The 23,328-nt window shown below is 34.9% G+C and carries 28 protein-coding genes, 1 tRNA gene and 1 other RNA gene; 2 read left to right on the plus strand and 28 right to left on the minus strand.

Features of this window, described 5'->3' with window-relative positions; all coding sequences use genetic code 11:
- Positions 1 to 53: 53 nt before the first annotated feature.
- Both ssrS and B4D49_RS05980 read left to right on the plus strand, forming a co-directional pair.
- Positions 54 to 245, plus strand: a non-coding RNA gene (ssrS, locus tag B4D49_RS05975) — 6S RNA.
- A 1-nt stretch (position 246) separates the two neighbouring features.
- Positions 247 to 319: transfer RNA gene (locus B4D49_RS05980), tRNA-Lys, on the plus strand.
- Between the two features lie 62 nt (positions 320 to 381).
- On the opposite strand, the gene B4D49_RS05985 is transcribed toward B4D49_RS05980, so the two are convergent.
- The 28 genes from B4D49_RS05985 to B4D49_RS06115 all read right to left on the minus strand — a co-directional run bounded on the left by B4D49_RS05985 (position 382) and on the right by B4D49_RS06115 (position 23,295).
- Positions 382 to 1,548, minus strand: a complete 1,167-nt coding sequence (locus tag B4D49_RS05985) for a tyrosine-type recombinase/integrase (protein ID WP_286783523.1) — start codon at positions 1,546 to 1,548, stop codon at positions 382 to 384.
- Between the two features lie 50 nt (positions 1,549 to 1,598).
- Complete coding sequence (locus B4D49_RS05990) at positions 1,599 to 1,931, minus strand: DUF771 domain-containing protein (protein ID WP_014619919.1); 333 nt, start codon at positions 1,929 to 1,931, stop codon at positions 1,599 to 1,601.
- 87 nt (positions 1,932 to 2,018) lie between these two features.
- A complete protein-coding gene (locus tag B4D49_RS05995; RefSeq protein WP_286783524.1) occupies positions 2,019 to 2,645 on the minus strand; it encodes a hypothetical protein in 627 nt (208 codons plus the stop codon).
- Positions 2,646 to 2,856: 211 nt separating this feature from the next.
- Complete coding sequence (locus tag B4D49_RS06000) at positions 2,857 to 3,732, minus strand: cell surface protein (protein ID WP_286783525.1); 876 nt, start codon at positions 3,730 to 3,732, stop codon at positions 2,857 to 2,859.
- A gap of 18 nt (positions 3,733 to 3,750) precedes the next feature.
- Complete coding sequence (locus B4D49_RS06005; protein WP_286783526.1) at positions 3,751 to 4,317, minus strand: hypothetical protein; 567 nt, start codon at positions 4,315 to 4,317, stop codon at positions 3,751 to 3,753.
- A gap of 9 nt (positions 4,318 to 4,326) precedes the next feature.
- On the minus strand, positions 4,327 to 5,025 hold the full coding sequence (locus B4D49_RS06010) for a class A sortase (RefSeq protein ID WP_286783527.1): 699 nt from the start codon (positions 5,023 to 5,025) through the stop codon (positions 4,327 to 4,329).
- 15 nt (positions 5,026 to 5,040) lie between these two features.
- Entirely contained in the window at positions 5,041 to 6,432 is a 1,392-nt protein-coding gene (locus B4D49_RS06015) for a phage tail tip lysozyme (protein WP_286783528.1), read from the minus strand.
- Position 6,433: 1 nt separating this feature from the next.
- Positions 6,434 to 8,572 carry a hypothetical protein gene (locus B4D49_RS06020; RefSeq protein ID WP_286783529.1) on the minus strand — a complete coding sequence of 713 codons (2,139 nt, stop codon included), beginning with the start codon at positions 8,570 to 8,572 and terminating at the stop codon, positions 6,434 to 6,436.
- A gap of 13 nt (positions 8,573 to 8,585) precedes the next feature.
- Entirely contained in the window at positions 8,586 to 11,087 is a 2,502-nt protein-coding gene (locus tag B4D49_RS06025; protein ID WP_286783530.1) for an ATP-binding protein, read from the minus strand.
- 71 nt (positions 11,088 to 11,158) lie between these two features.
- Entirely contained in the window at positions 11,159 to 11,569 is a 411-nt protein-coding gene (locus B4D49_RS06030) for a conjugal transfer protein (protein WP_286783531.1), read from the minus strand.
- A 3-nt stretch (positions 11,570 to 11,572) separates the two neighbouring features.
- Entirely contained in the window at positions 11,573 to 11,797 is a 225-nt protein-coding gene (locus B4D49_RS06035; protein ID WP_014619907.1) for a hypothetical protein, read from the minus strand.
- A 13-nt stretch (positions 11,798 to 11,810) separates the two neighbouring features.
- Positions 11,811 to 12,785 carry a conjugal transfer protein gene (locus B4D49_RS06040; protein ID WP_286783532.1) on the minus strand — a complete coding sequence of 325 codons (975 nt, stop codon included), beginning with the start codon at positions 12,783 to 12,785 and terminating at the stop codon, positions 11,811 to 11,813.
- A gap of 18 nt (positions 12,786 to 12,803) precedes the next feature.
- Entirely contained in the window at positions 12,804 to 13,238 is a 435-nt protein-coding gene (locus tag B4D49_RS06045) for a hypothetical protein (RefSeq protein WP_286783533.1), read from the minus strand.
- A 16-nt stretch (positions 13,239 to 13,254) separates the two neighbouring features.
- Positions 13,255 to 13,623, minus strand: a complete 369-nt coding sequence (locus B4D49_RS06050) for a hypothetical protein (RefSeq protein WP_286783584.1) — start codon at positions 13,621 to 13,623, stop codon at positions 13,255 to 13,257.
- Positions 13,623 to 13,838, minus strand: coding sequence for a hypothetical protein (locus B4D49_RS06055; RefSeq protein WP_064593207.1), 216 nt, complete (start codon positions 13,836 to 13,838; stop codon positions 13,623 to 13,625). The genes B4D49_RS06050 and B4D49_RS06055 overlap by 1 nt, the downstream gene beginning before the upstream one ends.
- A 9-nt stretch (positions 13,839 to 13,847) precedes the next feature.
- Entirely contained in the window at positions 13,848 to 14,330 is a 483-nt protein-coding gene (locus B4D49_RS06060) for an antirestriction protein ArdA (protein WP_286783534.1), read from the minus strand.
- Positions 14,331 to 14,381: 51 nt separating this feature from the next.
- The gene (locus B4D49_RS06065; RefSeq protein ID WP_012962323.1) at positions 14,382 to 14,654 is read right to left on the minus strand and encodes a hypothetical protein; all 273 of its coding nucleotides are present in this window, start codon (positions 14,652 to 14,654) and stop codon (positions 14,382 to 14,384) included.
- A gap of 213 nt (positions 14,655 to 14,867) precedes the next feature.
- A complete protein-coding gene (locus tag B4D49_RS09610) occupies positions 14,868 to 14,984 on the minus strand; it encodes a DUF3850 domain-containing protein (RefSeq protein ID WP_288940092.1) in 117 nt (38 codons plus the stop codon).
- Entirely contained in the window at positions 14,981 to 15,388 is a 408-nt protein-coding gene (locus tag B4D49_RS06070) for a hypothetical protein (RefSeq protein WP_286783535.1), read from the minus strand. The genes B4D49_RS09610 and B4D49_RS06070 overlap by 4 nt, the downstream gene beginning before the upstream one ends.
- Positions 15,363 to 16,622 carry a replication initiation factor domain-containing protein gene (locus B4D49_RS06075; RefSeq protein ID WP_286783585.1) on the minus strand — a complete coding sequence of 420 codons (1,260 nt, stop codon included), beginning with the start codon at positions 16,620 to 16,622 and terminating at the stop codon, positions 15,363 to 15,365. Before B4D49_RS06075 ends, B4D49_RS06070 begins: the two co-directional genes overlap by 26 nt.
- A 270-nt stretch (positions 16,623 to 16,892) precedes the next feature.
- Complete coding sequence (locus B4D49_RS06080) at positions 16,893 to 18,602, minus strand: FtsK/SpoIIIE domain-containing protein (RefSeq protein WP_286783536.1); 1,710 nt, start codon at positions 18,600 to 18,602, stop codon at positions 16,893 to 16,895.
- Positions 18,603 to 18,612: 10 nt separating this feature from the next.
- Positions 18,613 to 19,080 carry a conjugal transfer protein gene (locus tag B4D49_RS06085; RefSeq protein WP_286783537.1) on the minus strand — a complete coding sequence of 156 codons (468 nt, stop codon included), beginning with the start codon at positions 19,078 to 19,080 and terminating at the stop codon, positions 18,613 to 18,615.
- Positions 19,080 to 19,391, minus strand: coding sequence for a cytoplasmic protein (locus tag B4D49_RS06090; RefSeq protein ID WP_253066413.1), 312 nt, complete (start codon positions 19,389 to 19,391; stop codon positions 19,080 to 19,082). The genes B4D49_RS06085 and B4D49_RS06090 overlap by 1 nt, the downstream gene beginning before the upstream one ends.
- A 159-nt stretch (positions 19,392 to 19,550) precedes the next feature.
- Positions 19,551 to 21,830 carry a putative cross-wall-targeting lipoprotein signal domain-containing proteiin gene (locus tag B4D49_RS06095; protein ID WP_286783538.1) on the minus strand — a complete coding sequence of 760 codons (2,280 nt, stop codon included), beginning with the start codon at positions 21,828 to 21,830 and terminating at the stop codon, positions 19,551 to 19,553.
- A 128-nt stretch (positions 21,831 to 21,958) separates the two neighbouring features.
- Positions 21,959 to 22,276 (minus strand): hypothetical protein, encoded by a 318-nt coding sequence (locus B4D49_RS06100; RefSeq protein WP_286783539.1) that lies wholly within the window; start codon positions 22,274 to 22,276, stop codon positions 21,959 to 21,961.
- Between the two features lie 17 nt (positions 22,277 to 22,293).
- Positions 22,294 to 22,686: a thioredoxin domain-containing protein gene (locus B4D49_RS06105; RefSeq protein WP_286783540.1), complete on the minus strand. Its 393-nt coding sequence runs from the start codon at positions 22,684 to 22,686 to the stop codon at positions 22,294 to 22,296.
- Between the two features lie 38 nt (positions 22,687 to 22,724).
- On the minus strand, positions 22,725 to 23,024 hold the full coding sequence (locus B4D49_RS06110) for a hypothetical protein (protein WP_286783541.1): 300 nt from the start codon (positions 23,022 to 23,024) through the stop codon (positions 22,725 to 22,727).
- Between the two features lie 10 nt (positions 23,025 to 23,034).
- Positions 23,035 to 23,295 carry a hypothetical protein gene (locus B4D49_RS06115; protein ID WP_286783542.1) on the minus strand — a complete coding sequence of 87 codons (261 nt, stop codon included), beginning with the start codon at positions 23,293 to 23,295 and terminating at the stop codon, positions 23,035 to 23,037.
- Between the last annotated feature and the right edge of the window lie 33 nt (positions 23,296 to 23,328).

Consider the following 23,328-nt stretch of genomic DNA (forward strand, 5'->3'; position numbering starts at 1 on the left):
TCAGGCTTCCCTCTTGAAAAAATTTTTTAAAGTGGTATCATAATTACATAAGTTAATTGCTGTGGCATACGAATTCACATCAATGTGTTGACCGACTAAATATTTGTATTTCGGGAAACAGTAGTCTTTCTCCAGTATGCAAGCCGTCACACGCGGAAGCGACTAAGGAGAAGCGAGTTGCCCACCTGCTTGTAGATCGCGGGTTCAATACAAATCGTGGATCACGGTGCCAATACAGCTTCTCATCCTTCCTTAGCTCAGTTGGTAGAGCAGTGGACTCTTAATCCATGGGTCATAGGTTCGAGCCCTATAGGGAGGATTTTTTAATTGCTTAGAAACCTTGTTAAATCAAGGTTTTTTTGTTTATTTTCCTAAATTTGGTCAATTTTTGGTCAATAAATTTTTTTCTTGTGATAATCTTTGACTACCTAATATATTTCTAATTTCCTCATATTCATTATCAATAACTTCTTCCAATAAGTGACCATACGTTGAAATGACCTGCTTAATATCTTTATGCCCAAGAATTTTTGAGACCACCCAAACATCAACACCATTAGCCAGCAAAACACTTCCATAAGTATGGCGTGTCCCAGTAGCAGTCATTTCTGAATCAATGTTTAACGCTGTCAAACATTTCTTCAAAAATTTATTAAGTCCTGTATTCGTTGGGACACCATAGCGGTAATCAAAAAAAACAAAACCTTCAGGATTTGAAATTCCTCGTGATTCTAATACAGTTTCTTGAATTCTCTTCAAGTATTTTAAAACCATTATTAAATCATCATCTATTGGAACATAACGAATTGAGGTATCAGTTTTGGGAGGACAAAACTCTTGCTTGTCTCCAGCAAAACGTCTATAAGTATATATCATCTTTGCTTCCCACTTAACATCAGACCAACAAATAGCCATTCCCTCACCAGTACGCAAACCTGTTTTAAACAAGGTATACAGCAAAAACGGAAGTACAGATACCATATAATCAAACTCACCACGTAAATAGATAAGCATATTTCTATAATCTTTCATACTTCTTAAATATTTATCTTCAGGTTTCTTACGAAACTTCTCGCCCATAATTTGAATACCATCGGTAAAGTCATTCAATAATAACCCATCACGTTTAGCCATAGCAATGACACGCTTAACATCTCCATTTAAACGGGATACTTGACTTCTAATGACCTTTTTTCCATAGTTATTTAAAAACTTTTGATATTCACTATGGCGAATGTCTTTCACCTTACGTTTTGAAAATTTCTGTTTAATTAATTTTCCACGATACTTATACTTATCTTTCGTTGACTTAGCTAAATCACTAGGTTCAATAACTAAGCGATACCATTCTTCCCACAACTCATACAAAGTTGCACTACTTGTAAAAACTGTACCAGCCTTTAATTTCTGGTCTATTTTTTGCGCTTCAAGGACGGCTTCACGTTTTGTTTTAAATCCAGAATTAGATGCTATAACATCACCATCAGAATTAAAAATACGATAATCCCAATAGCGTTTTTTTCCTCTTTGACGATAAGAAATTGCCATATTTAACCACTCCTTTCATTCAAGGAGCTTATCTTATAATACTATAACATTTAAAGACTTAATAAGATAGCTCCAAAATTTTTCTCAAAATATTCTCTCGTTTGACTTGCCAAAAAACGATAAGGTACTCCTTTACTTTTAGGATAAACAACAAATCCTTTTGGATTCAGCTCAATATCAATTTCTTTTTTAACATCAGGATTTAATAAAATATCATTAATTAATTTCGTACGACTAATATCAAGTAGCTCAACCACTTTATCAATCGTCCACCAAACACCTTTTTCACTTTGATTCAATAATTCCACATATTCTTCTTTATGAATGATCACCAAATCATCTGGAATAGGCACTTCAACGTTAAAATACTGTCTATTTTCCATTCTTTTCACCTCATTTTGCACACAAAAAAACAGACACTAATACTAGTACCTGCTAAAAATTTATGAAAAAGAAAAAGTCATAATAAGTTACCATGACTTCATCTGTTTTCTCTCTTTTAAAATATCATTAACCAAAAGTGGTAAAATACGATTAATTTCACGTTTTTTCATTATCGTGCTAAACACTTCAACTATCAAGGTTTTATACATTAAATATATACAATAATAACCAACAATTATGATAGCAATTTGCAAAATATTATTACTATTCTTCATAACATTATCTAATAGAGAGCCTAAAAAATCACTCCCTAAAACCCCTGTTACTATTGTTAAGATAATAGGTACTAAATTTTTCACTACACTAAAAGTATTCTTTAAACTATCTAAAATAACATCATTTGAAACTGGGACTTTAATAAAATAATGTAAATCTTCTAACTCACTAGTAGACATTTTATATAAACTATCTTTAACAATACCTATTTCTGTAGCCGTAATCTGGTCTCTTTTAAACCAAAACTTTCGACACCAAGTGTATTTCATAAATCTATTTTTCCAGAAAATTTTATGCACAAATAACCTACTATTAATTGCTACCTCAACAGCTGACTTATCATTTGTAAAGTATAAATACGTCCACAATTCTAATAAATAATTACTCGTTCTAAAACGTCTTTTATAATTGAAATTCACCCGAATATTATAAACCATAACAAAACTATTGTCAAAAAATATAGTATTACATAATATCTTATAGGTAAAGAAGAAAAGCGCCACTTAAACAAAAAATATAATACCAATCGCAAAAAAAGATATAGCCAACCTAAAACAACTGCTATAACAACAACTCCAAGATTTAAACCAATCATCATACCACTCCATAAACAACAAAAGCCATGACTAAAAATCATGGCTCAATTTATTATTTTTTAAACTTTGCTTTAACATTATCAATCAAGGCTTTCAGTTTATCTTTATAACCTAGACCAATACCAGCTAGGATAATCAACAAACCTACCACAACACCAACTGTACTTTCTCCTGTTTCAGGTAGTGTTACTTGCTCACCATCAATCGTTGTCGCCGTAAAGGTTTTATCCGCATTTTCTGTCACGCCTAAATCCGTTAAGTTAGCATTTGAACCGTCTGAAAGTGTCGCCGCACCCGCTTGAATATCTGTGATTGTCACACCGCTTGCAAGTATTACAGGATTAGCAGTCGTTACATCACGAACAACTTGACCTGTTACTTGTGAAGTCGTTCCTACCTGACTAGCGCCAGCGTCATAAGCGGTTTGAGCTGATACGTTTGGATTATTCGTTGGTTGTGACTTGTCTGTATTAACTGTTGCTGTTTCACCAGTCGTTGTTGGTACTTCAACTGTTCCTGTTTCTTGTTCCGTTTGAACATCTGATGTTTCCGTTTGTGGTTCTTCACTATCCGTTTGCGTGTCTGAATTCTCACTTTCTGACGTTTCTGTTTGAGTTGTTTCACCCACAACGTCTGTCTCTGTAGATGGTGTTGTTTCAGATGATGAATCATCAATTGTTGGCGTTGTTGGTGTTTCAATGACACTTGAACCACTATCAATTGTACCATTAACATCATCACCAGCATTAGACATATCTGTTTGCGTATCCGTTGAAGAATCTGAACCTGTTGTAGATGGTGTTATCACTACTTCTGTTGAATCATCTAATGTTCCACTAACATCATCTGTATCCGCAAACGCTACATTAGACATTGTCAATGCCAAACCACATACTGTTAACGCTGATAAAATTTTTGTTTTTTTCATTTTTATTTCTCCTAAAATTTAATATTGAATACCTGTTGGAATACCATGCAAACTTGCTAATTCCAACTGTTGTGTTCCTGTCACATAATTTCCTGCAAGTGAAAGATTTTCCGCACCGTCTTTCGTTAAATCAACAGTAAATTGATAAACATTTTCACTATCACTTGCATAAACTTTTAACGTAGTAATATCAAGCTGATAACCAGCTTTAAACATAGTTACAACGGTTTGTGCCATCGCTTGACTAGTAACAGACAACTTATCCTTATAAGTCACCTGCACATCAGACTGATTATTAACTTGTGTTAAATAATCAAAAGCAACCGTCAACGAAGCATTCACTTTTTGTGTTTCTTCCTCACCTAATGGTTCATCTGACTTTTCAAGCGTTTGTGTCGCTTCATCTTGTGCTGAAAGTACTTCTGATTCACTTGTAGATGAACTTTTCTTAGTTGACTGTTGCGTAACCGTATCCGTACTTTCTGACGGTGACCGTGGCTGTTCATTTCTGTGGCACGAACGAACAGATAAAATAATCAAGCCTACTAGTAACACTAGTAAGCCGATAACTACCTTTTTCTTCATTTTTACCCCCTATTGAATTTGATTGTATGAATAGCTAAAAGCTTTCAGTTGTGCTTTTGTTGCCTTTTGATAAGCTCTCGAATCAGTTAAACTTGCTTTAACGATAAGACGTTTCGTTGATTTCTCATCTTCACAAGTTACCAACGTTAGCGTTGGTTTTCCAGCAACATCATCTAAAACCTCTGTTTGTTCAGGACTAACGGATACAATTTCCGTAATTTTATAAGTATAAATCATTGACTTATCCGTTAAATAGATTGTCATACCAACTTTTGCCTTTTCTAACGGTGAAAAGAGCATTTGAGACGAACCAGTTAAACCAAAAACATGATGACTAGCCAAAGCGTAATTGTTCTCACCGCCCATAACTTGATTATCTTTCATTGTTCCTGCACCATAAAGCAAATTATCATTCATCACGCCTTTAAAAATAGGAAGATTAATAGATAAGTCAGGAACGGCAATGCCACCAACAACTGGTAAATCTGTTCCATCAGACGTTAATAAGCTTTTCATAGAAACAGACTTGACGCTAGAAAAATCATAAGTCGCTTCTGCTTTTTCATTTTTCGCAATCGTTGCTTTTGAAACCTTGCTTACTTGATAGTCATTAGACCTAAGCCCAATAATATAATGACTGATTGGCTTACTAAACACCAATAGGAAACCAACCACTATCATTAGTAGCATAATTATCTTTTTCTTCATATCTTCCCTTTCTTTTTATTCAACTGATGACGCATTAGAAACAATGCTATAACCTGCATTGCTTGGGTCATAAAAACTCCAACCTGACGCATATTGAGAAGTTGGGACATAACGGTAATTCCAAGTATATTTCCCAAAACCGCCGTTCTCACCAGACAAATCAGCGTAATTTTGTTCAACGACTAAAATATCGCCATTTTCAAAAACATGACTTACAACACCTGTATGCCCAACTGCATTTCCTGCAGAAGCTGGTGTTTGACTAAAAACTGCACCTGCTGTTGGTGACGTTGTTGGTTTATCTAAAAATTTATTAGCCCAATTTTTAGCAACATCTTGTCCATTGCCTAAAGTCATAGTGACATGAGAACCATTTTTCTCCCACAAAGCATACATGAGACTTGCGGACAAATCTGTACATTGACCACCTGAATAAGCAATCGCATTCCAGCCAGAACTACTTCGATATTTCAATCCAACACTTTCAGGATTAAGCGCATAAGGTTTTAAATCAGCTGGTAAGTCATCTTTCTTCCAAGCATTATGAGCACTATAAGAAACACTACCACCATCTTTAGACCAAGAACCAGTCCCACCACCAGATGATGATGAACAACCTTCAAAGCTAACCGTTGATACCTTAAAGTTTGAATCCGAATTGGTTTTATCAGATTTGACACCAAAAGCTTGACTAAATTTTACGTCATCATATTGATGACTAGCACCACCAAACATTTCATAAGCTTTTTGAGCATCAGATTGTTTTTGTGACTGATTGATATGAGCTACATTTCCACGTTCATATGCCTGCCAAACAAGTGTTGCCTGTTTAGGATCAGTCATTTGAGCCATCTGTTGAAACGAATGATTGCCACCCGTCAAATCCATTGAAGCATTCCAATCACCAGACAAAATCGCTTGTGCCACAAAGGTATTTTGAGCGTCCACATCAAGCCATTTGCTATCGCCAGCTTCCGCAAATTTAGTGTATGGTGTGAATTGGTAAATGCCACCACCGCCGACAGAGTAACCAGAACCACCGCTTGGAATAACACCAGCGGATAATCCATTGGTTAACTCATCTGTACCGTAATGCCCCTCGGCACGGTCAACAAGGGCAAACCCACCCTCGGAGTTAACCCAGCCAACGATTCCAGAAGCCGAAGCACCGCTTAACCCTTTTGAAATCCAAGAATCAAAGACTAATTTTGCGTTGTTATAAGCCGTTGACCCCTCATGCGTCCAATCAGTATCCGAAACCACCGTACTAACAGTAGCCCCAGACGTTGAACCAGAAACATCACAACTTTCATCTGCACCAGCAAACAAAGCAATGATAACAACGATAGTAATAAAAAAAGGCAATAATAAAATAGAAAAGAGACAGCCTAAGCGCCGTTTTTTCATCTTACTCACCTCGCAATTCTGCTAATCGTTGTTCAATATCAGACATTCGTTTTTTATTCATACGATATTGTCTATTTTTAGTCGTTGTTTTAGCTAATCCACGTTTAAAAGCTGATTGACCTGTTTCTAACTGTCCCAAATCATCACTAGATTGATAGTGGGATAATTCATCTTCCAATTTATCAACCTTAGCTTGTTTACGATACGTTCGATAATCATTCGGTAACTCATCAGACGTTGTTAAAGGGGATTCTGTTTGAGGAACTTCTACCTCTTCAATCGCTGAATCTTTTGAAAAGTTATCCGTTGAATAATCTTCAATAGCTTTATCACTTTGAGCATTATCTGCTTGTTGATAATAGTCAATGGCTTCTTCACTTGACAAATCTTGTTCAAAATCTTCAATAGAAACATTTTCATTATCATCAAGAGAATCATCAGGTAAGCTTTCTTGATAAACACCATCATAATCAACGCTGTCATCTTCAATACTTGGTTCACTCTCATCATATAGTGGAACATCTGCCATGTCAGGGTCAACTTCTGTAAAGTCAACATCTTCAACAGTAGAATCATCTTCACTATATGACGGATTATTCATATCCTCAAATTGGTCATCATAATCAGAATTATCAGCTGAATCAGGTGTTATCTCACCATAATCTGGTTTAAATTTTGAAAAAGCTTTTTCCAAACCATCTTTAGCTGTTAAGGCTAAGCCTGCACCACCACCAACAATAAATGCCCCTGCAGTCGCATAGTCACTCGCTCTGTCATACATATTTTGACCTGACTCACGAAATTGACTAGGTGTATTGACAACACCGTCCGCAAGTCTGGCAACGCTATTTGCTTGATTGTGACCTAAAATAAAGGTTAAAACCTTTTCTTTATTCTTCCAAATCGCCACAAAAACTATCGCTTGTACAACTGTTGAAATCACTAGTTCAAAAACAGGTTGAAAATCACTAAAGCTAACTAAATCTTGTTCAGACAAACTATTAAAACCATCTGACACAAAAACATTGATAATCGCCTCAATGTAAAAGACCATCAACGTCAAGAAACCAGTCAATACAGGAAAGAAACTAGCCCCTAACATTAATTTAATAGTGTTAAAAATCACATCTTGCATACGAGGTGCTAGTGACACAATTAAAGCTAATGGAAAAGCAATCATCAAGAAAATCACTAATAACTGTGCTACAAAAGACATTAGTTGAATTAAGATTAGCGGTAATCCTAAAATAATCGCTTCAACAATTTTTAAAACCACATAAATAAGTTTAATAACAAGGTAATCACCAACAGCTGAAAGCCAACGATTTTTTTCTGTTCCTTTATCACCACCATGTCCTATTTTATTCAAATATCCATCATTAGATGTTCTTTCACTAATATCTGCTTTTTGAAATTTACCATCTACCACAGAGCCGAGAACCTTTGAATCATCAAAATCTTCTGTTGCACCTGTTTGATTGTTCATATATTTACCATCAAGACGACCTGTATTGACATAGATATAGGCTGCATAAGCCGTTCTCGCAATATAATTATCCGCAACAGATGTTTCTAAACTGATTGTGTTATCATCATTTTCAGGATTGACAATACTCATGTTAGAAATCGTCGTGCTAGCAGAGGTTGCCACATTGTGAATTGTATCTAAGACATAAATACCACCAGATGTATTTTGCATAGTGCCAAAATACCCTAAGCCAAGCATAATCACCACAAATAAATGCAATAATCGACGTCCAACATCACCTTTTGAAAAAGTGTAACCAATAAAAATACTAAAAGCCGTTACAGCTATCACAAGATACAATAGAGAATTGTTATAATTCCCTGAACCTACTAAACCATTCCATAAATTTTTAGACGTGTCATAAACGGTATTTTTATAAACATCATATAAATCAAAACTTTCAAAAAAGCGAAGAATTAACGAAATAAAGCCAACAATCAAATCTAAAATCATAAATGGACCATTGACAAATATTTCTGTTAAAATCTTCCAGACGGCACTAATATTAAGACTAGCAGTCGGTTCTATATAGGCTTTTAAGTCAAAAATCGAAACACCAGATACTTTATTATAGAGATTAACTAAAATACTTGTTGTATCTTCAGAACTCATTTGCACCTCCTAACTAGCTAGCGTATTTATTTTCTAGTACACTTGACGTTGTTTGTTTCATTGGTTTTAAGAATGGGTCAATATCTTCAAAAAGATTATGGACTGAAATCATGTTCAAATTGCCATAAACATCATAATAAAGACATTGTCCTGAAATCATATTATCCAGCCATTCTAGATTTTTTTCAGTCACTTCTAAGCCTACATGTTTCAGAATATCTTTTCGTTCCGATTTTTCGTAAAAGGCAAAGATTGTTCCAAAACCAGTAGAATCTTCTTCGTTTTCAGCGTCATGAACCGATTGAGTAACCAAGCAAAGCGTGTTATATTTAGACCGTCCAACACGACGCATAGACTTGATAACCGCTTTTCCCTCTGATGACTGCATTAAAATCCATGCTTCGTCAAAGATTTCAAGTGTTTCATCATCATTACGTTCACCAAAATGTTTACAAAACGCACCTAGTGCAAACATCAAGCAAATTGAATTTGCTTCATGGTCTGAAATATCTTCCACACCATCTTTTGGCAATGACAAATCCGCAATCTCTAAAACAGTTACCCGTTCATCATAAGAAAGCCCTTTAACATTGCCGTCTGAAAAGGCTAACTCTAAGATTGAATTACGAATAATGGCTTTAAAATACTCACCAACTTCAACAACCTTTTTATCCTCGTCTTGACAAAGTAGCTCAATCACATGATTAAAGCCAACTGTTTCACCAGCTTCACGTCGTTCTAAAACCGTTGTAATCGCATTTGTCAACGACGTTGTTTGAGTGAGTTCAACCTGTGTCGCTTGACGTAACAAGTAAAGCAACATATTTTTAGCTGTTGCTTGCGCATTTTCTTTTTCCAAAATCACAATTGGGTCAAGTACCCCATGATTCGATTCAAGAGTAGCGTCAAGGGTCACAAAATTGATATTCTCAATTTGTTTTTTACGTTCTGGGAAACGTCTTGCAAAATCAGGTTGGCTAATCACCTTTTGATAATGCTCACGGAGTTCACGTTTTGGGTCAATGTACAAAATTCTCACATTTTGTTGGCTTGTCAACAAGAAAAGTAATTGAGCAAGATAGGACTTCCCATTACCTGTTGCACCTGTGATAATCAAGTGTGGGTTTTTCGTTACTTTACCAGCAATATCCTCTTTATTTGCGACGGTCGCATTAAAGAGAACTAAGTTTTTAGAACCTTGAACCGCTTCACCGATATTATCCCAAGCCGTCAAGCGGTTATCTACTCGTCCAATATACCAGCCAATTCGATTGCCTGAACGTGTATTTGTAAACAACATTAACTCCGCAAAGCCTTTACAAGTGACTAAATGATTCCACTTACGAGTAGTCACTTGCAAATCTTGACCGTAAAGTAAACTTTGGAAAAGGTAAGGTGTATCATGACCTGCCTCATGCAAACTAACACTCATATCTTGGAAGTAAGAAAGTAACGATTGACGACGTTGTTTCAACTGTTTAATATTTGAACCAGCCACCGTCACATACGCTCCAAAACGGATCAATTCTTCCTTGTTACCAACTTTTTTCATTAAATCTTTCAATGAATAAGCACCCATTAAAATATCATCTTGCTGTACCGTATCCGTACTAGCCGCTTCATTCATAATGTTACGATAACGATTATTTGAACGCCCCATTTGACTATTCAAACCAGACTTATCAATAAACTCTGCTTTCATTTTCAACCAAACAGGAAAACTCAACCGTTGAAGCAACTCTCCCAAATGAAAACCATTAAAGACCGTTGAAAAACGCCCAATTGGTAAAATAGAAAGGTAAGAGACGCCATAAATGCTAGATAATTTTAAAATTCCCTCCTCAACAACTGTAATCACAGTATCTGTCACATTTTCCAAAGTACGATTCGCAATCACATCTTCTTTCAAATGAGGAATATAAGTTAAGAACTGATACCGTTGATAGTAGAACAATTCTTCATTTGTTAATCGTTTTGCCTTTAACGGTGATAATAGGCGATAGATAATAGACTCAATCTCTTGATAATCTTCATACCAATTCTCTAAGGTCTCAACTTCAAAGCCTAAAAAACCAGCAATATTTTCTGCTATTTCTGACAATTGATTCGTAACAGCTTCAGTTAAATTATTTTTAACTATCGTTTTTTCAATATTAATACCGACTATCCATTCGTACTCGTAAGGAATTTCCATCTCTTTAGTCAATAGTTCAACAGTTCTATTAAGTGTTTGTTCACCTAATACTTTTGAATCATCAGCTAAATCATCTGAAAAATCTCGCATTTTTTCTTCTAATAGATAGTCCTTGGGAATCAAAGAAACTTCAAAATATTTATATTTTGCTAGCTTCTTAATCACCTGTGAAACTGTTATCTTATGTTTTTTCTTTTTATCCGTATCTGTAATTGTAATTGGTGTGTTCGGAACTCGATAAAAAGCCGTGACAACACCGTCCTTACGTAAAGCCATATTTCCATCAGTCTTTGCTATCGGATATTCCAAACGCTTTACCATTTTTTAATTACCCCCTTTATTTTTTACACAATAAAAAGCCTTGATTTTAAACAGTCAAGGCTCTTACCTTTTTACAAAAGAGTTTTCTCAAAAACAAACTCTTTTTCCATATCAACTCGCTCACCTTGATAGATGGCTCGCTTATCTAATCTAAACTCAAACCAATATTTCAACCAGTCAGCAATGAAAACATGCATTTTTTTACCCTCTGGTTCTGTTTCCGTATAAATTTTTGCGATTTTATACGGTAAGACAGCATAAAGCAAACTAGAAATTGAATGCGTATGCAATGCTAACCACGACAGCAACGGTGATAAAAGTTGAAACATCACAATCAAAACTAAGAAAAAAACAACAAAAAAGGAAACTTGCATTGGCGTTGAAAAATACCAAATACGTTTCCCTTTAGGTGACTTAATTTCCTGTATCCAGTAGGGAGCATTAATACCCCTACTGTAATCAAACAATTGCTCTTCTTCCATTTTTTATAACCCTGAATTAATACCAAACCATTCCAAAATACCTGAAAGGAAGTTAAGCATTTGAGTACCTTTGAGCATGACTGCAATAATGGCATAAATGATAAGAGTTGTAAAGATTTTAATCATCTCACCAGATTTCCAATATTTGATAATAAAGAACGCACCAACCACACTCAAAAGGTAAATTGCATCACCTGACATAAATGAACGTAGATTTGAAATATCCATAAATTATTACTCCTTAATTTTTAAAATAGTTATATAACTTTTCAACAACCCAACCATTATCTGATTGAGATAGATTCAACGTGAAATTTTCAGTGTGCTTATCAGTTGTATTTTTATCTGTAAACGTGACAGACACTTGCACAACCTTTTGACCATCAGCACCCTCATAAAAGAGAGCTGTTGAATTATCAATCGTATCCACTTGATACGAACCACCCATTAAGACTGGTTCTCTCATCACCAATTTTAAATCCGTCTCATCACTTGAAGCGTATTTATCAAAGAATACTTCCAAAAAGTCTTTGATTGAATCTGTTTCAGTAGATGATAACTTCACCAAATCAGATGAATCATTTTTCTCAAACGATTTAGAATCACCTTGATAGAGGTCATCAGCCAAGCTGTAAGGTGGGCTAACAATTGTCAGCAAGCCATCTTTAATCTTAAAAGGAACAGCTAAGTTCATGACATAACTGTTGCCACTAACTTCATAGCCAACTTTTACAATTGCCAAATCATAAGATTTATATTCCTCAACACTAATTACACGTTGTGATTTTAACGTTCGTGTCTCGTTCAATTCTTCCGTATAAGTCGAAGAATCAAAAGCATAATAGTCTTGTAAGGTCTGTTCCCGCTCCTCCGCAGATTCTTTATCATAATTAATATACGCATAAATGAAATTAGTCATATAGTATTGAACACGTGACACATCTAACGTTGAGGTCTGATTAGCACTATCCGTTAAGGTTGTTTCAAAATCAGCCACCTTATTTTTCAATGAATTTACTTGACTAGATAATGAGATTGCTCTCACTAAACCAATAAAACCAATAAACACAAAGAAAAGCAAAAAACCATAAGTCATGATATTAGCAGTCCTTTTGGATAGCTCCTTAACCTTTGGTTGTTTGCCTTGCTTTTCTTTTTTTGAAAATTTCATTAAAAATGCTTTAATCTGGGTGATAACACCCCCTTTTAATTTCAATTTAACTTACTCCTTTCCCTATTTTTCTGCTACATAGAAGCCTTTTTCAGTATTCAATAAAACACCTCGCTCAATATAATCTGTCAATATATCTTTCAAAAGATTATCTCGTTTTAAAAGATACGTAACTGTTTGAACTTCATCTTTGGAAACTAAATGATAATAATGAGAAATAATCTCTGTAACTGGTACGTGTCGTTTTAACAAATGAACAACAATAGTTTCATCACCGTCATAAAGCTCTTGCACACATTTTTTCAGCGCATAAGCCAAGGTTAATGACATCTCACTATCAACATTCCAATCAACAAAACCACAAACAAAAAAGGTATCATCTCTGATACCTCGTTCAGACATACGTTCTCGTACCTGTTCTTCGGAGAAACGCATTAAATCTAATTGACACAAAAATCTACTTTTTCCTGAATCACGAATACGAATATTTGCTATCATTGTAAACCTCCGCATATTATCCAAATTCTTCCAGATAATCCTCAACTTTAATCATTAGACCATTAACAATCGTATCTATGTCATGAGAAGTTAAAAACAAATCATCTGATACTGTTTTATACTTTACTTTGACATGCTTAAATGTAGAATCATAATAATCATAGCTGATATAAAACTGATTACCAGCAAATCCTGCGTATCCTAAACGAAAAGCTGTAACAAAATGACCACCCAAACGGTTAATAATACGATTTAACAAACCAGTAGCTCCACTAGCATAATAATTAGGAATACGCTCTAAAAGTCTTTGTTTAACAATGTCACCAACCTTTTCCACTTCTTGTCTAGAAGCTTGATGATTTAATTTTTCACGAATTTCCTCCATCAATAATACCCCTCCGCTATTTGATTTAAAGCTTCCAATTCTTCAACAGTATAATAACCTGTTCCAAATCGATTCGTTCCATCAACCTCAACGACTTCAACAATGTCATTAAAATCACCAGAAAAACCAATTTCAACTAGTTTTCCAAAATACAATGGAAAAGCGAACCAACGACGCTGTCCCGTATTCGGATTTCTAATTAATGCTCTAATCATAGTTATACCTCAACGAACATCTAAAAAACCATCTTTTACAAAGCCACCAGCACTCTCAATATTAATATCTCGTCCATAAGCTTCGTAATCAAAGTACATTTCCAATTGCTCACGAGACAAATTTTGAATACCAATTTCATCAGCAAAATACTGACCAAGTTCCCTATTATTGTCAATATCAGGAATCAAATACATATCATCAAAACTATCGACATAAAACAAAAATTCTTTAACGTCATAACCAAAGAACTCATGACACGCATAAACTAAGTGTTCATCAACATCTTCAACAAGTTCCGCAAATTCAATGACATCAGAAAGTAAATCTTTCTCATCAATAAATGAAACACTAGACTCAACAATCACTAAATTATCGTAATCATCTGTTTCATCTAATCCAAAGCATGCTTTAATACTTTCTAAGCTAGTTGGAAGTGCTACTTCTTTTTCTTGACCGTTTAACGTATTTCTCAAACGAATTGTAATATCCATAATATTTCCTCCAAAACAAAAAGGCGATTAGACTAACTAACCGCCTTACTCTTAATTTGAAACTTCAGCTAAGCTATGACCAATTGCTGACATTACACGGTGTGCTTGACGGATAACCTGTGTTTCTTGATAATAATAAGATTTAACATTCTTACGCATAGTCTCAAGAACTTCTTCAGGTAATGAATAATCTTCTTTTTTCAAAAGAGCATTCAACTCGCCTACCGCTTCCCATGCTTCATCATACTTATAAGCTAACAACAATTCCGACACTTGATTAGCAACAGCTAATAATTTTTTATCATTTTGATTCATCTCTGCCATTTTAATTCCCTCCCATTTTACAGCAACAAAAAACAACCTACAAAAATAGGTTGATGGCAAGCGTATCCGTTTCACTTTAAATAAAATGCTCATTAACATTTTCCTTTTCTTACAATTTAGCAACTCCATTTTCTTTCAACTCTTGTAAAACTGTTAAATAATAACTATAATCATATACTGTTGAAAACCACGAAGCCAAATCAGCTACACCACTTACTTCAACATAAGAATGATTCTGTTCTTGTGTTGATACCGATATTCAAACGTCTTTACTCCACTATCTACCGCTTCAAAATAAAGTGGATAACATTTTAAATTATGTTGCTTCATTCTCTAAACACCTCTTTCAATGCTAAAACACGTTTTTGTAAGCGATAACTCTTAATTATTCTACATAAGATATCCCGTCTGCTGCTATCACTTTGCATCAGAATACCGAAAATTAAAAGCTTTCTCTTTCGAATCACTAACTGTTTAAGCTCAGCATGATATTCTTTTTGTAAATGATTTGCATTCATTCCTGAACAGGCACTTTTAAGACTTCTTGCTGTTACAATCAGTTCATTAATATCTTCACGATAAGCCGACAATTGTTCAGCTTCAATTTCAGGATAATAAAATTCCCTATCAGGTATCATATTGATAATTGCCTCAATCAATGCTTTTGACGGTTCACGAGTATTAAGAAAGTTAGATACCTCATCCGACTTAAACAACCTCATCATAATTAACATAATCTCCTTTTCTTAATTCAACATCCGTTTGAATCGCCAATAAGATTTTTTCAGCTTCTTCTGTAACTTCACCAGAATTTAAAATATAGTTTAAATTATCTTCACCGACAATTTTATCAAAAGCTTTAACCATAGCTAAGCTATTAGACACCTGATACCGTAACCAATTAATCGTTTTTCGAATATCATAAGGTTCAGGATTCGTACTTAAGGTTAACGGTTCTGTTCCACCAAATAAGCGTTGCCACTTACTGTCAGCCAGATAAGCACCAAATGCATTCGTTCCATCATAGACCGTCACCCGACTATTAATCAAGCCACGCCCAATCTCCGCTAGGTCAACACCATTGATATATTCATCCACAACACTATCTGCTTTCTTATGGGCTAAACGAATTTCATAACGATTCCAAACATCAAATATTTCTAACGCTTCTTCAACACTAATCCGTTCTTCCTTAGCTAACTCATAACGTTTCTCGTAAAAGTTAAAATACATCTCTGATTGACGAGACCCAAAATAAAGTGAAATCCCTTGACGTTCTTCCTCATACTTTTCTTGTGTGCAAATCAAAGAACCTCCACCGATAAAGTTAAATTTTTTCATCTTTTCAAAAGACAGCTCTTGCTTATAATACTTACTAATCATATCCTGTAATTGAAACTGTTCTTTTTCTTGACCAGCGCCTTGATAAAGTTCATCAATAGCAATATCCAAACGGGTAACTTTCATATCCTTACCATAAGCTAAGCGCATATTAGCTAATAAATCCTGCCACGTCCAATCATAATATTCAAGCATAACTTCCAATTGCCGACAGCCACTCCCTGATAATTGAATCGTGATTTGATAATTACCAGTCTCAAACTTATCATGATAATCAAATATCCAAATGTCACCTCGTTTCCACAAGTGATTGTACATCATGAGTTTTGTTTCATAAGAGTGAAACTCTTTAAACGGGATTAACAAAAAGTTTTTTGTAAAATACTCTAAATCACGAACATTCATAAACGTAATTCGCAAGTAGTCAATCATAAACCGTAAACGACTGCTCTCACAATCGCTAAAACCAAAAGATTGTTTAAATTTTCGATACGTTTCAAGGCTAAATGGCTTTTTGCCAAGTTCATATTGAGAAATCACTTGACGAGAAACACCGACCGATTTTGCAAAATTCGTTTGATTTAAGCGCATTTTTTTGCGTAACTCCTTTAAATAAATGACATCCACTGCTTTTTTCCTTTCGTATTTTTTGTCAACCAAATTTTGCCCGTTTGTCAACCACCTTACAAATCTCGCAAACCCTTGGTACATATAGTGTTTGGGCGTTGCAAGTTGCCGATTTTTCAAATCTCTACCCCCCTATTAGAATACGGGGGTTAATTTCTTTTTCCAAGAAGCGATAACCGCTTGATAACCGCCGATAACCGCATGGGCATTCGCCCATGCTATCGGCTATCAAGCTATCGCTTCTTGAAAAAAGAAAAGGGTAAACCTACCCTAATCTTCACTTTCTTTGGTAAAATACTGCTCCACAGCATTAGACCAAGTTAAATCATTTGTTGCTTTAAAATCAAAGAGTTCTTTCACTAAAGCCACTTCTGAACTAGTTAATACCTGTTTATCAGTATCATCATGCTCAAAAGTTGTATAACCATCATCTTCAATCATTTTCACAACCTTAAAGACTTGTGGACGAGAAACGCCGATATTATCAGCTACCTCTTTCAAGTTATACTTAACATCTTCTGTTTGATTCTTATTAACCGACATCTGATTAGCCTGATTAGTCGCTTCCGTGGCAACCGCCAAAAGTTCTTTATCGTTAACAATATCAACAGAAATTTCTGGATTTTCGTCAGGGTCAAAACGATTTTCATGACGCTCTAATTTAATAAACTCATCATAAAACTCAAATCCTCTAGGCATATTAGGTGAGAAGAACTCACGAGCCACATCACCCATAATAGCACCATATCCACGACCATAAACACGACGACCAGAAATATATTTAAGATATTTAAAATCTTTGTTACGATTAACTCCACCATACATAATGTCATAGCCTCCGTCATCAAGACGCCCAACATTCAAACGCATATTAATATTTGCTTGCAATTTAGAACCCAAATCTTCACGACTTGGTTTTTGCATAGCAGAAATATCAAAAACACCCGCTTGACGACCTAAAAACAAAATGTTTCCAAGTGATTTATCTAATCGTTCACGTTGTTTATAATCTAACATTGCCATTAAAGCGTTAAGCTCATCACAACTAATAAAATACGGCTCTAAGCCATATTCATAATATTTTTTTAAACTCTTATGTTTCAATCGAACACGTTCATCATTCATAAATTTATAACGTGCCATCATGATTACTTCTGCTTTCTCAAAACGTTGTATAATATCTTCAACATCAAAAGCAACACGACCTTTAAAAGCTGGCATATCAGCTATCGCTACAAAATCAGCCTGCTTAGGGTCACAAATATCAACCACACCAATTTTAGCTAAAGCTAAAACTAATGTTTGTAAAAGGACCGTTTTACCTCCACCAGTACCACCTGCAATAAGCAAATGTGGGTCTGAATCAAAATCCCAATAAAAATTTTTCATCAGCAACAAGCCTTTTCCTTTTTCGTACGTTACATCTGTAACATTAATACGATTAAGAAAAGCTTGATAAGCCAAAGTGTAAGTCTTATATTTAACATCATCTACTGTTTCCATAAAATCCATAAACAACGTTTTTTCAAGCTCACCACCCATTTTTGAAAACTTATCTTGAAACTTGTTTCCAGCCATCTCAAAAGAAATATCTAAATCATATTTTCTTTGTTTTACATAAATTTTTGGATACCTAATTTTAGACTTTGCATTTTGACCTGACCGCTTTTTCTCATAATAAAAACCATGTTCAAAAAAATATTTTGATAAAATACCTAAACGGTCAACTTTCTTACCAAAAGGCGTTTGTTCTCTAAAAAACCATGAAAACCAAATACCTAAAACAATTGCCAAAACACTTAAAACAGCTAAAATCACAATTGTTTTAACATCTACTGCTTTTAAAACGTCAATATTAACATAACCAAAAGCAATTGATGGTAACAACAACACAAAAGAAAAAACAAAAGCTAAAGTCACATTTAGCTTTCGCATATACGGACGAATTCGTCGCCCTCTATATTCAGGCAATAATCGCATAGATTACCCCCTATTTTTTATCTTGCTCCTGTGATTTTGGTTGAGATTGATTAGGTGTTTGACCCACTTTTTTAACATTAGAAGCTAAAAGTTTAATACGGTCAGAACGTTTACCAATTGACACATAAGCAAAAGTCAAATCATCAAATTCAATAACATCACGATATTTAATGCCAAGCTCCGCAAAATGAGCTTCGGTCATATCTGATACCGTAATATTAACTGATTTTTTCAAAACAGAAGATGATACTGAAAGCACCAAACCACGTGTTTCACCCGTGGGAATTTGTGGATATGTTCCATCTGGACGTCGTGGTTGAGACGTATCATCTGTATAAATCAAATCCTCTTCAACAACTGCAATTAATTTCAAATCACCCAAAATTTCCTTAGGTTGAACCAATCCATCATTTAAAATACGATATTCTTTATCTGCAACCTGTAATTTTTCACCAAAATTCAAACCAACTTTTGCCATTATTTGTTACCTCCTACACGTTTAAAACCTTTTGCCAATACATTCATAGCTGGTGGTACATCTTGACCATTCCAAGCTGTATCTTCTAAGAAGAAACAATCACCATCAATTTCAAGCTCATCATCAAATTGAAACGTTTGAGAAAGAGCAGGTGTAATAATATGAAAGACACCATGTTTTTCATTATTTACAATATGACGTTGATAATTTCCAGCTTCCTCATTAACACGACGTGGCGCTTGACCTAATTGTTCGTAAAAGAACTTACCAACAAAATCTTTTTTCAATTTCAAGTTATCAATAATTTCCATTTAAATTTTCCTCACTTTATTTTTTACACAATAAAAAGGCAGTTTTAAGACATGCCAAGGTCACAAAAGAAAACTATATGAGTTTTAAGCTGTGTCTTATCAAAATTTGCTTAAAACTATCACACTAGAACAGTTTAAGGACTTGTTCAGGTCACATCATTAATCTTCTTTACGTTTGCGAATACCTAAGAATCCAACCATTGTCATCAAGATACCAAATAGAACTGTAGCTAAGCTTAAAGCAACATTATCTCCTGTTTCAGGTAAAACTGATTGACTAACAACTGGCACATCTTCTGCCACTTCTGGCGTTTGCACATCAGTTGGTGCTTGTGGTTCTTCTGGCACTTCTTCAACTGGTGGTTCTACCGTATGGGTAACCACTTCATTTGATGGTACAGGAACTTCTGTCACATTACCATCTTCATCTTCAAAAGCAAGATGGTTCGTGAAATCATTATAAACATCACCTGCTGCGATACGAACGAATTCAATATCAATCTTAGCTTGGAAGTCAGAGTCTTTAGCGACTTGAGCTAAAAAGTCTGAATTTAATGACACATAGAAGTGACCTGTGACGTCGTCGTAAACAGCTTGTGCATAAGCTTTCAAATCTTCACCAGATTGAATAACTGTTCCATCTTTGAGCGTAATTGGTACAAACGCATAGATACTGTAACCTTGATACTGATCGTGCTTGACGTCAAGGTAATCTTCAAAGTCATATTTAACAAGTGTATCTTTGCCATTGGCGAGAACTTTAGCACCCTCTAACGTGTAGTGACCTGTTTCACCGATTTGAAGCTCGCCACCATCAATTGAAATACCTTGGTCATTTAAGACATCTTTAACCGTCGTTAGAGCCACATCATATTCGTTTAGGTGATAAGTCGCTGTTAGATTATCTTTGAGTGGTGTTCCCACTGGTGAGCTTGGTAGGCTAACACTTGTCAATGTCAAGGTTGGGTCTGGAAGATATTTGAATTCTTCTGTTTCAACCATTGAGGTAGTGCCAAACAAATCAAATTCAATATAATTGACAATATTACCATTACCATCAACAACATTATCATCTGACGTATGAGTGTAGTTAACCGTTGTTGAAGACCCAACCATAAGATATGTCCCCTGTGGTGCTTGTTGGTAGCCATCTACGGCAAAACCAAGACCTGTTAAAGAGTTATCGGCATTGGCAATCAAACCTGAACCATCTGGATTAACATAATTAAGCGTATTGCCCTCAAACTCAATTTTAGACGTTTGGTCATTATCCACATCACCAACCACAGAAGCAACCACCAATTTAACAGCATTACCACTATCACCTACAAATTGGAAAGATAATCCCAAGTTATCGTAGTTCCAATAATCGACAGCGATACCATTGTCAGCAGTTTTCCCGATAACAAACCATGAATCTTCTTTATCAGTTAAAGCACTAGCTTTAGTAATCGTCACAATCGCATTAATATTAGTACCATCAGTTGCTTTACCAATATTATTTAATTTAAAGGTATCGCCAACAGTCGCTTCTGTAACTTTATAAAGAAAATCTGACGTCGTGCCATAAATCGCTGGGTCATTTGCAGTATCATGACTTGTAACTGTTACGCCATTCACATTAGAAATCGTTGTGTTATCTTGCCAGCCAAGACTTTGAGCTGTTTTAGCGTTAGGGTCAAGTGTCACTACTTTAATGTTTTGATAGTAAGCAAGACCTGTCGCATTAGTATCAAACTCACCTGTGACATAAAGATAATTGGCTTCATCTGAAGCAATGTTATTACTCTTTAAAGCATCTTCACGAGCTTTCACTTGCGCATTATAAGCATCAACGGCTGCTTTTTCAGTTAAGTAATCACTAACAGCTTGCTCATTAGCTTCAGCAATACTTTCCGCTTGAGCTTGACCTGCTTGATAATCAGTAGTTAACGTGCCATCACCATAATCAACTGTTGTTTCAGTTACTGTTGCCCCATAAGTTGATTGAGCTTCTGAAACAGCTTGATTCGTGCTTTCTGCCTGTGCTTTAGCACTTTCGTAAGCTTCGTTTAGGGCTTGATTATCAGCTGTAATTTGCGCATTTTCAGTATTAATCTGTTCTTGTTGCGCTGTGACTGCTTCCAAGCTTTCTGCTTGTGTGGCATAATCGGCTTGCGCTTCTTCCTGATTAACAACTGTTTCTGACGTGGTTTGCGAAACTGTGACGCCTGCATTTTCTGCGTCGCTAATCGCTGTATTTAGCTCATCACTTGCTGGCTCAACAATCGTTTGACTAGCTTCAGCAACTACTGGAACATCTGTTCCGTCAGGCACAACAACCTCATCTGCGTTAACTTTACCACCTAGAAAAGCTAATCCTAATGCAATACCACATACTAGACCGTATGCTTTTGATTTACGGAAAAATCCATGACCTACAACATTATTATTTTTCATTAATTTAAAACTCCTATTTAACTTTTTTTATAAAACAAAAAAAGATAGCAAAAACTATCTTTAACTCAACAACACTAAATAACTAGCTGGTGCTCTTGCAAACTTCACTACATCATCTCGCTTTCAATTTAATCTAAAATCTGACGTTCAATATGTAGCCACTTTCGACCTTTTGACTTTAATAAAAAATCAACAAGTGAAGTTGTTGACTTACCTTTGAAAATAATAAAGCTACCATCAGCAATATAACGGCGTAATGTTGCATAATCTAAAGAAGAAACTTTTACAATATAAGCTTCATCATATCGTTTATAAGTTTTTACAAAAACAACCTCACCTGACTTTTTCAAGAAATAAACACGAATCGAATTAGACTGTGCTTTATTTCTTAATTGATATAGCAACTTATGCTTAACTAACCATTGTTCAAACACACTATTTAACACTTACTTTCTCCTTTCAACTAATCCGCAAACACCTCCTCGATATACTTATCATTAACAGTAATCTCACCATTTTTATCATAAGCATAATAATCTAAAGTAATTGCTCCATTACGAATCGTAACGATAGTCGGTGCTTTGACCACATCAAAACGACTTGTTAACGCTTGTCCGTCCGTTGAATTAACTTCAACATAAAACGTTGTCACATCACTTTGTTTAGCTTCACTCTTAATCTTACTCATTCCAGCTTCACAGTAAGGACAACCCTTTTTATAAAAAACAATGTTGACATCTTCATTAACTGTATCATTATATACTTTAGCCGTTAAATCGCTATGATAATCACTTGAATAATAATCATAACCAATCTTTAACGGAACTAATAAACCTAAAGCAATTAACGAAACCAAAATAAATTTCTTTCGATTTACTATTTTCTTAAAACCATTCAATAAAACACCACCCCTTTTTTAAACCAAGAATCACGAAACTTATCTTTCGTATCATTTTCTCTATCTTCATAAACAAACGTTCCAAAAGAATAATTCCAACCATTTATATAAAAATCTAGCAACTCTTTCTCATACAATTCAACAAATTCTTGAATTGCTACTGAACTTTTATTATCAGAAAATGGATAAGTTGGACGAAAAACTTCACCCGTTTTTTTATTAATAATTTCTATCCCCCAGAACGAACAAATCGGCTCACACATATCATCAAAACGCCATTTCTTAATTACTTTCACACAACGAATTTTAACTCACCCACTCACTAACTTTCTTTTTATTCATTAAATAATAGCGTTTGATAGTATTTAAAGCCCAACTGCGTAAACCTGATGTTATATCTTCACTACCATATGCTTTTTGATAAAGTTTTTCAATTTCATCAACCGCTTCTTGATAACAAGCGTCATAACAATCAGACATTGAACCATAAATTGATATGTTCCAAATAAACCGATTGACAATTCTTTCATATTCTTTTTTATAATAATCATTTTTTGTATTAACCATAAAACTTACCTCTTTCATTGTTATTTATGACGT

The organism is Streptococcus sp. UBA4344 (assembly GCF_002393675.1).
GTDB lineage: Bacteria > Bacillota > Bacilli > Lactobacillales > Streptococcaceae > Streptococcus > Streptococcus vicugnae.